At 68.0% G+C, this 12,667-nt stretch carries 13 protein-coding genes; 4 read left to right on the forward strand and 9 right to left on the reverse strand.

The features are described from left to right. Positions 1–230: 230 nt before the first annotated feature. Entirely contained in the window at positions 231–2,117 is a 1,887-nt protein-coding gene (locus WDC82_RS02650) for a sigma 54-interacting transcriptional regulator (RefSeq protein ID WP_340115704.1), read from the forward strand. Here WDC82_RS02650 and WDC82_RS02655 read toward each other — a convergent pair. The 5 genes from WDC82_RS02655 to petA all read right to left on the reverse strand — a co-directional run bounded on the left by WDC82_RS02655 (position 2,114) and on the right by petA (position 6,856). Next, entirely contained in the window at positions 2,114–3,001 is an 888-nt protein-coding gene (locus WDC82_RS02655; RefSeq protein WP_340115705.1) for a VOC family protein, read from the reverse strand. The two genes, WDC82_RS02650 and WDC82_RS02655, sit on opposite strands and share 4 nt — an antisense overlap. A gap of 40 nt (positions 3,002–3,041) precedes the next feature. Beyond that, on the reverse strand, positions 3,042–3,932 hold the full coding sequence (locus tag WDC82_RS02660; protein ID WP_340115706.1) for an S-methyl-5'-thioadenosine phosphorylase: 891 nt from the start codon (positions 3,930–3,932) through the stop codon (positions 3,042–3,044). A 144-nt stretch (positions 3,933–4,076) separates the two neighbouring features. Continuing rightward, the gene (locus tag WDC82_RS02665; RefSeq protein ID WP_340115707.1) at positions 4,077–5,027 is read right to left on the reverse strand and encodes a cytochrome c1; all 951 of its coding nucleotides are present in this window, start codon (positions 5,025–5,027) and stop codon (positions 4,077–4,079) included. Beyond that, the gene (locus tag WDC82_RS02670; RefSeq protein WP_340115708.1) at positions 5,027–6,292 is read right to left on the reverse strand and encodes a cytochrome b/b6; all 1,266 of its coding nucleotides are present in this window, start codon (positions 6,290–6,292) and stop codon (positions 5,027–5,029) included. Before WDC82_RS02670 ends, WDC82_RS02665 begins: the two co-directional genes overlap by 1 nt. Positions 6,293–6,307: 15 nt before the next feature. Next, positions 6,308–6,856, reverse strand: coding sequence for a ubiquinol-cytochrome c reductase iron-sulfur subunit (gene petA, locus WDC82_RS02675; protein ID WP_340115709.1), 549 nt, complete (start codon positions 6,854–6,856; stop codon positions 6,308–6,310). Positions 6,857–7,132: 276 nt separating this feature from the next. On the opposite strand from petA, the gene WDC82_RS02680 reads away from it, so the two are divergent. Together WDC82_RS02680 and hemF are read left to right on the forward strand one after the other, a co-directional pair. Further along, positions 7,133–7,609: a tRNA (cytidine(34)-2'-O)-methyltransferase gene (locus WDC82_RS02680; RefSeq protein ID WP_340115710.1), complete on the forward strand. Its 477-nt coding sequence runs from the start codon at positions 7,133–7,135 to the stop codon at positions 7,607–7,609. 26 nt (positions 7,610–7,635) lie between these two features. Further along, positions 7,636–8,526, forward strand: coding sequence for an oxygen-dependent coproporphyrinogen oxidase (hemF, locus tag WDC82_RS02685; RefSeq protein ID WP_340115711.1), 891 nt, complete (start codon positions 7,636–7,638; stop codon positions 8,524–8,526). A 4-nt stretch (positions 8,527–8,530) separates the two neighbouring features. On the opposite strand, the gene WDC82_RS02690 is transcribed toward hemF, so the two are convergent. From WDC82_RS02690 to WDC82_RS02705, 4 genes are all read right to left on the reverse strand, one after another. Then, complete coding sequence (locus tag WDC82_RS02690) at positions 8,531–9,856, reverse strand: CCA tRNA nucleotidyltransferase (protein WP_340115712.1); 1,326 nt, start codon at positions 9,854–9,856, stop codon at positions 8,531–8,533. A 114-nt stretch (positions 9,857–9,970) separates the two neighbouring features. Continuing rightward, complete coding sequence (locus tag WDC82_RS02695) at positions 9,971–10,276, reverse strand: hypothetical protein (RefSeq protein ID WP_340115713.1); 306 nt, start codon at positions 10,274–10,276, stop codon at positions 9,971–9,973. A 9-nt stretch (positions 10,277–10,285) separates the two neighbouring features. After that, the gene (locus tag WDC82_RS02700) at positions 10,286–10,960 is read right to left on the reverse strand and encodes a CoA pyrophosphatase (RefSeq protein ID WP_340115714.1); all 675 of its coding nucleotides are present in this window, start codon (positions 10,958–10,960) and stop codon (positions 10,286–10,288) included. 37 nt (positions 10,961–10,997) lie between these two features. After that, positions 10,998–11,531, reverse strand: coding sequence for a DUF1285 domain-containing protein (locus WDC82_RS02705; protein WP_340115715.1), 534 nt, complete (start codon positions 11,529–11,531; stop codon positions 10,998–11,000). Positions 11,532–11,631: 100 nt separating this feature from the next. On the opposite strand from WDC82_RS02705, the gene WDC82_RS02710 reads away from it, so the two are divergent. Next, on the forward strand, positions 11,632–12,648 hold the full coding sequence (locus tag WDC82_RS02710; RefSeq protein WP_370661523.1) for an AAA family ATPase: 1,017 nt from the start codon (positions 11,632–11,634) through the stop codon (positions 12,646–12,648). The last annotated feature ends 19 nt before the right edge of the window (positions 12,649–12,667 follow it).

Raw genomic sequence — 12,667 nt, forward strand, 5'->3', positions numbered from 1 at the left:
TTAGGCCCCACCATCCACAGGAGGAGGCATTTACGAATCTTCGTAATTTTCAAATTCTCGTAAGGTCGTTATGATTTTTCGTAACGCCGCCGCTTGGAGAAGCCGCCTTGCCATCCAGCATCACCGACTTTTTGGTCCCCCGCCCCCTCGCCGACCCCCGCGAGACCGCGACAGATCGAGCCCACCCAAGCCTTGCAGCCCAAAGCCTGGCGGCGGGTGAGGCCCTGAAAGTGGCCTTCGACCGCGCGCCGGAGCCGCGGCTGGTGGTCGATCCCTTCAGCGACACCATCCTGCGCGCCAACAAGGCAGCCTGCGCGATTTATGCGCTGACTCCCGACGAGCTGCTGAAGCGGCGCTTCTCCAGCCTCTACGGCGAATCGCGCGGCGAGTTGCTGGTCTTCACCGAGGAGGCCATGGACCGCGGCCATGCCTGGAGCCGCGACCTGGTGCTGCGGCGCCCCGACGGCAGCCCGATGAACCTGGAGCACAGCCTGATCGCCTGCCCGCAGCGCGACCGCCTCTGCCTGCTTCTCTCGGTCCTCGACCTGACCCTGCTGCGCTACCGCACCGTCGATGACGAGGCCAACAGCTACCACCGCCAGGGATTGGAAGAATGGCGCCGCGCCGAGCGCTTCTTTCGCGAGATCGAGCGCGAGAACCAGATGATCCTCTCCGCCGCCGGCGAGGGCATCTACGGCGTCAACGCCGACGGCATCACCACCTTCGTCAATCCCGCGGCCGAAGCGATGCTGGGCTGGCACGCCGACGAACTGGTCGGCAAGGAGATGCACGCGCTGATCCATCACACGCGCCACGACGGCAGCCGTTATCCCAACGCGCACTGCCCGATCTACAACGCATTTCGCGACGGCATGGTGAACACCGTCGATGACGAGGTGTTCTGGCGCAAGGACGGCAAGCCGCTGCGCGTCGAGTACACCTCCACCCCCATCGTCGACGACGGCGCGGTGGTCGGCGCGGTGATCGTGTTCCGCGACATCGCCGAGCGCAAGCAGCAGGAGGAGACGCTGCGCCACGCGCTGGAGGAGAACGCTGCGCTGCGCGAGCGCCTGGAAAAGGAAAACGCCTACCTCCAGGAAGAAATCCTGACCCACGCCAACCATCACGAGATCATCGGCAAGTCGGCGGCGGTGAAGAAGATCCTGCAGCAGATCGACCTGGTCGCGCCGACCGACGCCTCGGTGCTGGTGACCGGCGAGAGCGGCACGGGCAAGGAACTGGTGGCACGCGCCATCCATCAGGCCTCGGCGCGGCGCGACCGGCCGCTGATCCGCGTGAACTGCGCGGCGATCCCGCGCGAGCTGTTCGAGAGCGAGTTCTTCGGCCACGCAAAGGGCGCCTTCACCGGCGCGCTGCGCGACCGCGTCGGCAGGTTCGAGCTGGCCGACGGCGGTACCATCTTCCTCGACGAGGTCGGCGAGATCCCCCTCGACCTGCAGGCCAAGCTGCTGCGCGTGCTGCAGGACCGCCGCTTCGAGCGTGTCGGCGAGGACAAGACCCGCGAGGTCGACATCCGCCTGATCGCCGCCACCAACCGCGACCTGAAGCAGGAGGTGGCCGCCGGGCGCTTCCGCGAGGATCTCTACTTCCGCCTCAACGTGTTCCCCATCGAGTGCACGCCGCTGCGCGAGCGCGGCGACGACATCCCGATTCTCGCCGAGCATTTCCTGAAGACCACGGCGGCGCGCCTCAACATGCCCAAGCCGACGCTGACCAACGCCAACATCGAGACGCTGACCGCCTATGCCTGGCCGGGCAACGCCCGCGAGCTGCAGAACATCATCGAGCGTGCCGTGATCCTGGCGCGCCACGGCCGCCTGAGCTTCCACCTGCCCAGTGGCGGCCCCGGCGGCGCCACCAGCGAGGGACCGCCCTCCGCCAGGGAAAAGCCGACGCGCAGCCTGCCCGGTGAGGGCGAGGTGCTGACCGCCCGCCAGCTGGCCGCCTTCGAGCGCGACAACATCGAGCGCGCTCTCAAGGCCGCGGGCGGCAAGGTCGCCGGCAAGCAGGGCGCCGCCGCCCTGCTGGGCCTCAAGCCCACCACGCTCTACTCAAAGATCAAGGCGCTGGGAATTGGCGCCCGGGAGAACAGCTAGACGCCCTCGGCGAACTCGATGAGCACGCCGCACGCGGCCTGGGCGGGAACGCGCAGCAGGCGCGGGCCGTCCCAGTGCACCGGCACGTGGTTGCGCTCCAGCCGGGTGGCGCAGGCGCCGAGGTCCTCGACGGCGATCCTGAGCGCCGCCATCCACGGTGTCGGCAGGCGCGGCGCTCCGTTCAGCCCGGGGTGCAGGCTGGCCAGCATGTCCGCCGTGGTGAAGCGCAGCCAGGTGCCGCCGCAATCGACCTCCACCAGGCCGTCGCCGGCGCGCACGCGGTCGAAGCCGAAGATCTCCGCATAGGGGATCGCCAGGGCCGAGGGATCCTTCACCACCGAGGTCATGGCGATGATGCCGGTGGCGCCATTGGGGTGGCGGCACCACTCCGGGCGCCACACCAGCTCCGGCGTCAGATGCTGGCAGATGAAGGCCGAGGTGCCGGGCGTCGCCTCCGGCGGCATGTGCAGCAGCTTGAAGCGCGGCCAGACCTCGCCGTCCGGGTCCTCCAGGATGCGCTTCAGGTCGCGCATCTCGCCCGGCGTGATGCCGGCGCGGCGCAGCGCGCGCTCGGCCAGCGCCACGTCGTCGCTGGCGAAGGCGAGACCCAGCAGGCCCTCGCGGGTCTCCAGGAAACGGTTGAGGTTGTTGGTGAACTGCGCCGGGTCGATGATGCCCAGCAGTTCGATGTAGTCGTGCTCGAACATGACGCAGTAGTTGGCGGTGCCCCAGCCGATGTGGCGGCCGCGCGGCGAGACGGTAAAGCCGAGCCGGTCGTAGTTGAAGCGCGCCGCCTCCAGGTCGCGCACGCCGACCAGCACGTGGTCGATGCCGCGGATCGGCCGCGCCGCCTCGACGCCGTTTTCGCCCACCACCAGCTTCATGGCCTCCGCCTCTCCCCTGCTCTCATCCGGCCGTCGCCCGCTAGCTCTTGGCCAGCACCCGCCCGGCCACCGCGTCGAGGCGCGCCAGCAATTCGGGATCGCGCGCCTGCGGATGGGTGATCAGCGCCGCGTCCAGCGCATGGTGGCAGCCCTTGGTGCAGGGCGCCGCGCGGCCGCTCAGCTTCGGCACCGCCTGCTTGATCAGCGCGCGCGCCTTGTCGGCATTGTCGAGCAGTGTCTTCACCACCTGGTCCACCGTGACATGCTCGTGCGCATCGTGCCAGCAGTCATAGTCGGTGACCATCGCGACGGTCGCGTAGCAAATTTCGGCTTCGCGGGCGAGCTTGGCCTCGGGCATGTTGGTCATGCCGATGACGTCGCAGCCCCAGGCGCGGTAGAGCCGCGATTCCGCGCGGGTCGAGAACTGCGGGCCTTCTATCACCACGTAGGTGCCGGCGCGCTTAGTCGGCAGACCGAGTTCGCCGGCGGCGGCCTCGAGGTGGTCGCCGAGCCGCGCGCAGACCGGGTCGGCCACCGAGACGTGCGCCACCATGCCGGTGCCGAAAAACGACTTCTCGCGTGCGAAGGTGCGATCGATGAACTGGTCGACGATGACGAAGGTGCCCGGCGGCAGGTCTTCGCGCAGCGAGCCGACGGCGCTCAACGAGAGGATCTCGGTCACCCCGGCACGCTTCAGGGCATCGATGTTGGCGCGGAAGTTCAGCCCCGAGGGCGCCAACTTGTGGCCGCGGCCGTGGCGCGGCAGGAAAACCAGGCGCTGGCCGTCCAGTTCGCCGAACAGCAGGGCGTCGGAGGGCTTTCCGAAGGGCGAGTCGACCTCGCGCCACCGGGCGTCCTTCAGGCCCTCGATCTCGTAGATGCCGCTGCCGCCGATGATGCCGATCACCGGCGGGGTCCCGGGCTCAGCCATGACACCCCTTCTCCTGGTTCCGCTGTCTGAGGGATTCCCTTTACGCGACGCCGCCCGGCTTCACAAGGGAGGCAAAGAAAAAGGCCGCCCGAAAGCGGCCTTTTCCTGCACTCGAATGGTCGGGCGTCGGCGGTGCCGGCGTCCTCAGTGAACGTCGCGCCACACCTTGCGCTTGGCGGCATAGAGCACGCCCGTGAAGACCACCAGGAAGATCAGCACCTTGATACCGGTCTCCTTGCGGTCCTCCAGCTTCGGCTCGGCCGCCCACATGAGGAAGTGGGAGACGTCCGTGGCCATCTGATCGACCGTCGCCGGCGTACCGTCGGCGTAGGTGATGCCGTCCTCGTAGAGCGGCTGCGCCATGGCGATGCCGTAGCCGGGGAAGTAGGCATTGAAGTTGGAGGTTTCCGCCAGCCCGAGGTCCTCGATGCTGGTGACCGGCTGCGGCTCTTCCGGCTCGACCGGGCGCCGCGCGGTCGGATCGTCCTCCACCCTGTCCTCGTAGGCCTCGAGCTTGTCGAGGTACTCGGCGTGCGCGGCCTCGTAGGCGGCCATGCGCTTTTCCGTCTCGTGCTGGAAGATCCATTCCAGGACCTCGGGCGAGACGAGGTCGCGATAGCCGGTCAGGATGCCGTGGGTGTAGTCCGGGCCGCCGACGCGGGCCTTGGCCATCAGCGAGAGGTCCGGCGGCGCCGCGCCGCCGTTGGCCGCCGCGGCGGCCTTCTCGTTCGGGAAGGGCGAGGGGAAGTAGTCGGACGGCGCGCCCGGCCGCTCGAACATCTCGCCCTCGTCGTTCGGCCCGTCGGTAACGGTGTATTCCGCCGCGATGGCCTTGATCTCATCTTCGTTGTAACCGAGGTCCGCGAGATTGCGGAACGCCACGTACTTCAGGCCGTGGCAGCTCGAGCAGACCTCACGGTAGACCTGCAGGCCGCGCTGCAGGGAGTGGCGGTCGTAGGTCCCGAAAGGACCGTCGAAGCTCCACTCGATGTGCGGCAGCGCGGGGCCTTCACCGGCCGCCTGGGCGGCTCCGGAAACCGACAGCGAGGTCAGTGCGGCAAGGCCCGCCAGTCCAAACAACAGTCCCTTGCGCATCAGGCCTTCTCCATCGGCTTGGCAGTGGCACCGGCGCCCATGGGGGAGCCGCCGCCTTTCAACACCGGCTCGCTGATCGACGCGGGCAACGGCTTCGGCCGTTCGAACACGCCGAGCAACGGCAGGATGATGAGGAAATGCAGGAAGTACCAAGCCGTGGCGATGCGGCCGACGACCAGCCAGAGGCCTTCAGGCGGCTTGGCGCCGACGATGCCCAGCACCACCGCGTCGACCATCAGCAGCACGAAGAAGATGCGGAAGAGCGGGCGGAACTTGCCGCTCTTGACCGGCGAGCGGTCGAGCCAGGGGAGGATGAACAGCACCGCGATGGAACCGAACATGGCGACCACGCCCAGCAGCTTGTCCGGGATCGAGCGCAGGATCGCGTAGAACGGCAGGAAGTACCATTCGGGGACGATGTGCGCCGGAGTCGAGAGCGGGTCGGCCGGGATGTAGTTGTCCGGATGGCCCATGTAGTTCGGGATGTAGAAGATCACCGCGGCGAAGGCGATGAGGAACACGCCCAGGCCGAAGGCATCCTTCACCGTGTAGTAGGGATGGAAGGGGATCTTGTCCTGCGGGCCCTTGGGGTCGATGCCCAGCGGGTTGTTGGAGCCGAACTGGTGCAGCGCCCAGATGTGCAGCACCACCACCGCGACGATGATGAAGGGCAGCAGGTAGTGCAGGGCGAAGAAGCGGTTCAGCGTCGGGTTGTCGACGGTGAAGCCGCCCCACAGCCAGGTCACGATGCTCTCGCCGAATATCGGCACGGCGGAGAACAGGTTGGTGATCACCTTGGCGCCCCAGAAGCTCATCTGACCCCACGGCAGCACGTAGCCCATGAAGGCGGTCGCCATCATCAGCAGCAGGATCACCACGCCGATCATCCACAGCAATTCGCGCGGCGCCTTGTAGGAGCCGTAGTAGAGGCCGCGGAAGATGTGGATATAGACGACGATGAAGAAGAACGAGGCGCCGTTCATGTGGATGTAGCGCAGCAGCCAGCCCGAATTCACGTCGCGCATGATGCGCTCGACGGAATCGAAGGCGAGGTCGACGTGCGCCGTGTACTGCATCGCCAGCAGGATGCCGGTGACGATCATGATCACCAGCGTGATGCCCGCCAGCGAGCCGAAATTCCACATGTAGGAAAGGTTCTTCGGCGCCGGATAGCTGGAGCCGAGCGAGTGATCCACGAAGGAGAACACCGGCATGCGGTGCTCGATCCACTTGATCACCCGGCTGTTGGTCTGAAAGCCGCTCATAGCCTTTGCTCTCCCTTACCCGATCACGATCGACGTGTCGCCGGTGAACTCGTAGGGAGGCACAGGCAGATTGAGCGGCGCGGGACCCTTGCGGATGCGCCCGGAGGTGTCGTAATGCGAACCATGGCAGGGGCAGAACCAGCCGCCGAACTCGCCGCGGTCCTGGCCGGCCTTCTGGCCCAGCGGCACGCAGCCCAGGTGGGTGCAGACGCCGATGACGACCAGCCATTCGGGGTTCACGACGCGCGCGTCGTCGGCCTGCGGATCACGCAGTTCCGCGACATCAACCGCTTCGGCCTGCTGAATCTGGTCCGACGTGCGGTGGTCGATGAACACCGGATTGCCGCGCCAGGTCACGGTGACCCGCTGGCCGACTTCGATCGGCGAGAGGTCGACCTCGGTCGACGCCAGCGCCAGAACCTCGGCCGAGGGGTTCATCGTGTTGATCAGCGGCCAGGCCACGCAAGCGGTGCCCACGGCGCCCATGCCGACTGCGGCCAGGTACAAGAAATCGCGCCGCGTTTCGCCGGATCCGGCCTGCGCGGGTGTGGCGGTATCTGCCATGCGTCTTTTCCCCTAAGATCCCTCTTTTGGAGCTTGGCGGATCAAGGTTCAGACCAACCGATCGAGCGGACCTTGACGCCCTGTGGATGGACTGAACCATATCGCGCGATAGCGCCCCGAGAATGCGGCATCGTGCCGCGCCCGGAACCCCAGCGCCCCTTTGTCGGGCCCGATATAGAGTAATTTTCCGTGGAACGCAAAGCCCGTTAGCGCCCAGCCAAACTATCCAATTCGCCTATTCCTTGAAGCGATTAGCAGAGACCTTCTACCCACCCCATGCGCCTGGCCCTCTTCCAGCCCGACATTCCGCAGAACTGCGGCGCCCTGATCCGCCTGACCGCCGCGCTGGGGGTCGGGTTGGACGTCATCGAACCCTGCGGCTTTCTGCTGGACGACCGCCGCTTGAAGCGGGCGGGCCTCGACTATCACGCCCTCGCCGAGATGCGCCGCCACCCCTCGTGGACCGCCTTCTGGACCGGTTTCCAGGCCAGTCGCGGTGCTGACCGGCGCCTGCTGCTGTTGACCACCGGGGGAGATTGCCCGTACACCGACTTCGCCTACAGCCTCGGCGACACCCTGCTGCTGGGGCGCGAATCGGCGGGCGTACCGGCCGAGGTGCACGCCGCGGCGGATGCCCGCCTGGTGATCCCGCTGCGGGCGGACTGCCGCTCGCTGAACGTGGCCCAGGCCGGCGCCATGGCGCTGGGCGAGGCACTGCGCCAGACCGGTGGCTTTCCCGCCCCGCAACCCTAAACGGCCTCTATCAGAGTGAGCGAGCGATGACCGACGCAGCGATCCAAGAAGTGACAGAAGAGCGCAAGGCCCGGGCCAGGGCCTGGTTCGAAAAGCTGCGTGACGACATCTGCGCCGCCTTCGAGTCCCTGGAGGACGAACTCGCCGGCCCCAATGCCGAACGCTTCGCCGACGTCCCGCCCGGCCGCTTCGAGCGCAAGGCCTGGGAGCGGCCGGCCGAAGCCGGCAGCGGCGGCGGCGGCGTCATGGCGCTGATGCGCGGGCGGGTGTTCGAGAAGGTCGGCGTCAACGTGTCGACCGTCTATGGGCAGTTTTCGCCGGACTTCGCCAAGCAGATCCCCGGCGCGGAGGCCGATCCGCGCTTCTGGGCCAGCGGCATCTCGCTGGTGGCGCATCTGCGCTCGCCCCTGGTGCCGGCGGTGCACATGAACACCCGCCACATCGTCACCACCAAGGCCTGGTTCGGCGGCGGCGGCGATCTCAACCCGATGTATCCGGTCGACGAGGACACCGCCGATTTTCACGCCGCCTTCCAGGCCGCCTGCGACCGCCACGACCCCAGCTACTTTGCGAAATTCAAGAAGTGGTGCGACGAGTACTTCTTCATTCCCCACCGCGGCGAGGCACGCGGCGTTGGTGGCATCTTCTACGACTACCTCGACAGCGGCGACTGGGAGGACGACTTCGCCTTCACCCAGGACGTCGGCCGCGCCTTCCTGGATATCTACCCCACGCTGGTGCGCCGTCACATGGCCGAGCCCTGGAACGAGGCGCAGCGCCGCCACCAGCTGTTCCGCCGCGGGCGCTATGCCGAGTTCAACCTGCTGTACGACCGCGGCACCAAGTTCGGCCTGCAGACCGGCGGCAACGTCGAAGCGATTCTCATGAGCCTGCCGCCCGAGGCCGCCTGGCCGTAAGTACCTAGGTTCCCGGAGCTCGGGGTGCTGCGGGGGAAAGCCTGGCCGCCTCGGCCGCCAGGCGGGCACGGCAGGCGTCGCGGTCCGGGGAGAAGTCCTCGGCGATCCACCAGTCCTCCACCGCGCGCAGCAGGGCGCCGACCTCGGGCCCGCTGGGGTAGCCGAGCGCCAGCACGTCGGCACCGGCGAGCGGGAATCGGCGCGGCTGCCAGGCGTCTGCCGCCGCCAGCGCGGCCTTGAGCCCGGCCCGCGCGGCCGGCTCGTCGGCCGGGGCTGCGGCGACCAGGCGGATGAAGGCGATCACCAGGGCGACACGGACCCGCGCGGCGCCGGCACGGTAGAGCGCGGTCGCCAGGGCATGGCGCACGGCAGGATCGTCGAGGCCACGACCGAGTGCCGCCGCCGCCTCGCCCAGGGTCGCCGCCGGATCGCCCAGCAGCTCCAATTCGGCGGCTTCGGCATTGGACAGGCGCAGGCGCTGCGCGACGGCACCGGCGATGTCGTCGCCCGGCCGCAGCAGCGCGGCGAGGCGCAGCACCGGGTCGTCACGCTCCGGCAGGTCCAGCGCCAGGAGGCGGCGCAGCACCGCGGTGCCTTCAATTTCCGGTAGGATGGCGGCCAGGATGTCACCGGCCAGCATGACCTCCAGCACCGGCAGCGGGTCCGGCGCCGCCAGCAGGCGCAGGACTTCGCTGCGCACCCGCTCGCCGGAAAGACCGGCCAGGCGCGGCGCCAGTTCGCGCGCCACCGCAAGGGTCTCGGGCTCCGGGGCCTCGCGCCCGTAGTGGGCCTGGAAACGGAAGAAGCGCAGCAGGCGCAGGTAGTCCTCCTCGATGCGCGCGCGCGGGTCGCCGACGAAGCGCACGCGCCCGGCGGCGAGGTCCGCGCGTCCGCCGAAGGGATCGAACAGCGTGCCGTCCGGGGCGCAGGAAAGCGCATTGAAAGTGAGATCGCGGCGCGCCGCATCAGCCTCCCAGTCGTCGGTAAAGGCGACCTTCGCGCGCCGTCCGTCGGTTTCCACGTCGCGGCGCAGGGTGGTGATCTCGAAGGGATGGTGGCCGGTGACGGCGGTGACGGTGCCGTGCTCGACCCCGGTGGGAATTGCCTTGATGCCGGCGGAGGCAAGCAGTTCCATGACCTTTTCCGGGCGATCGGGCGTCGCCAGATCGACGTCCTTCACCGCGCGCCCGGCCAGCGCATCGCGCACGCAGCCGCCGACGAAGCGCACCTCGGCCCCCTGCGCCGTCAGCGCCGCGATCACCGTGCGGGTCTGCGGCGCGGTCATCCAGGGCTGCGGCTCGATCCGCTCAGGGCCGCCGGCTGTCGTCATGAAATCTGCCGTTCCGAGTGGTTTTGCTGTGGTCATACTGCGGGCAACGCCCCGCGCAGCCTGCCGTTCCTCCGCCCGGCTTGCAACCGCCGTCCCGGTTCCGGTAGGCGGTGGTCAGTTCCCGGGCAGACTGGATCCCGGATGACTTTGTTCGGGATGGCTGGGCACCACCCGGCCGTCGATCAGCGCCGGCGGGACCAGCTTGGTACCCGCCGGGTGGCCGGTGGTGACGTAGATATAGGCAAAGCCGGCCAGGGCCCCGGCCATTCCCACCGCCAGCAGCCAGGGCCAGGGCGATTCACGCCAATCGAGCACCAGCTCACCGCCGGCAACCTTGTGACGCACCAGCCAAGCCCAGGCGATGTAGAGCAGGAAGGGCGCGGCGAGCGGCAGCAGCACGGTGAGCACGACTCGCAGCATGGCTTCTTCCTACGCCCCCTCAAGATCGGCGGCGCGCAGGACGTCGCTGAGATTGGAGAGCATACCGGCGGTCGCCCCCCAGATGTAATAGTCGCCATAGGGATAGGCGTAGAAGAAGCGCTCGGCGCCGCGGAACACGCGGCTGTGCAGCTGACGGTTGGCGGGATCGAGGAAATAGGCCAGCGGCACCTCGAAGATTTCGTCGACCTCGCCGGCCTCGGCCCTGAGGTCGAAGGGCGGGTGCAGCAGGCCTACCACCGGCACGACGCTGAAGCCGGTGCGCACCAGGTAGGTATCGAGGCGCCCCAGCAAGGTTACGTGGCGCGGCGCAAGACCGACCTCCTCCTGCGCCTCGCGCAGCGCCGCCGCCTCGGCATCGGCATCGCCGGGATCGACGCCGCCGCCGGGAAAGCTGATCTGCCCCGGATGGTCGGGCAACGCGTTGCTGCGCCGGGTCAGTAGCACCGTCAACTCCTGCGGCCGATCGATGATCGGCACCAGCACCGCGGCGTCGCGCAGCGGGCGGCCGGGATCGTAGACCTGGGGATTCAGTTCGGGATTGAGATCGTGATCGCCCCGCAGCGCCTCGGCCTCGACCGAGGCCGGCCCCTCGGGGGCCGCGCGCAGACCCGGGGCCGGCAAGCTGGCGAGACGCTCCAGCACCTCCTCCGCACGCCACTTCATGCGCGCCCGCTCCGCGCCCGGTGCCGCTTTGCCGGCTTCATGCCGCCCGTCCCAAAGGAAAGAACACGCCCTTGCTCCATACGCCGAGACTTTCCGCCGATTCCGGCCCCTGGACCGTCGCCGCGACCGCCAGTTCAGCCAGTTCATAATACACCGGCCTCAGGATCAGTGCCTCGAGCCGGCCCCGCACCAGGATATAAGGGCTGATTTCGCCGTTTTCAGGGTTTTCGGCGACGCGCAGGGGATGCTCCGAATCGGCCTCTACCCAGTCGTCCAGATTGGTCCTGAAGGCGAGTATCTGGTCCTTTCCTTCGCCCCTCACGGAAAGTTCAACCGCGGTAAAGGGCGCATCCTCCACCGTGATGCGGCCTTTTTCCACCGGCGTCTGCAGCCAGTAAACGCCGCCATCGTCTCGCCACAAAACCGAGGCAAGAAGCTTCACAAGGGGTTTTCGGCCGATCACGCCCCCCTCGTGGTACCAGGTGCCGTCGCGCGCGATACGGATGTCGAAAGTCCCGGCATCCTTGGGCGGCGGGAAGTCTCTCTGTCCTGGCGACTGGTCAGCGGGCATGGAAAGACTTATCTTTATAGGTCAAGATCGTGCGGTTGGTTACGACCCGCCAGCGGGAAGAGCCCACCGGCCCCCTGCAACAGCTGGGAGATGCTGTCCCGTGACGACGACGCCCACTCTTTCCGCCGACGCCGCCGCCGATGCCAAGATCGCCGAACAGATCGAGGAGTTCGGCGATAAGCTCAGCCTCGTGCGCCAGTCCATCGGCCGCGTCATTTTCGGCCAACAACAGGTGGTCGATCAAACTCTTATCACGTTGCTGGCCGGCGGCCACGGTCTTCTGATCGGCGTGCCCGGCCTTGCCAAGACGCGTCTGGTGGAAACCCTGGGCACGGTCTTCGGCCTGGACGACAAGCGCGTGCAGTGTACCCCCGACCTCATGCCGGCCGACATTCTCGGTTCCGAGGTGCTGGAGGAGAACGAAACCGGCCGCCGCTCCTTCCGCTTCATCCCGGGGCCGGTGTTCTGCCAGCTGCTGATGGCCGACGAAATCAACCGTGCCAGCCCGCGCACCCAGTCGGCGCTGCTGCAGGCGATGCAGGAACGCCGCGTCACCGTGTCCGGCCATCCGCACGACCTGCCGGCGCCGTTCCACGTGCTGGCGACGCAGAATCCGCTGGAGCAGGAGGGCACCTATCCGCTGCCCGAGGCGCAGCTCGATCGCTTCCTCATGGAGATCGACGTCGGCTATCCGGAGGTCGATGCCGAGCGGCAGATGCTGATCGAGACCACCGGCGTCCAGGAGAGCCGGGCCAAGGCGGTGATGAACCCGCAGGAACTGATGAACGTGCAGCACCTCGTGCGCCGCGTGCCGGTCGGCGAGAGCGTGGTGGAAACGATCCTCGCCATCGTGCGCAACGGCCGCCCGGAATCGAGCGAGTTGGAAGAGGTGCGCAGCCAGGTCGCCTGGGGCCCCGGCCCGCGCGCCAGCCAGGCGCTGATGCTGGCGGTGCGCGCCCGCGCCCTGCTCGACGGCCGCTTCGCGCCTTCGGTCGACGACGTCATCGCGCTCGCCCATCCGGTGCTGAAACACCGCATGGCCCTCAGTTTCGCGGCGCGGGCCGACGGCGTCACGCTGGACCACATCATCGCCCACCTCGCCGCGCCCTACACGTAACCCGCCCGGGAGTTTCCAG

Origin of the sequence: Pelagibius sp. 7325 (genome assembly GCF_037652055.1) — a bacterium.
Lineage (GTDB): Bacteria > Pseudomonadota > Alphaproteobacteria > Kiloniellales > Kiloniellaceae > Pelagibius.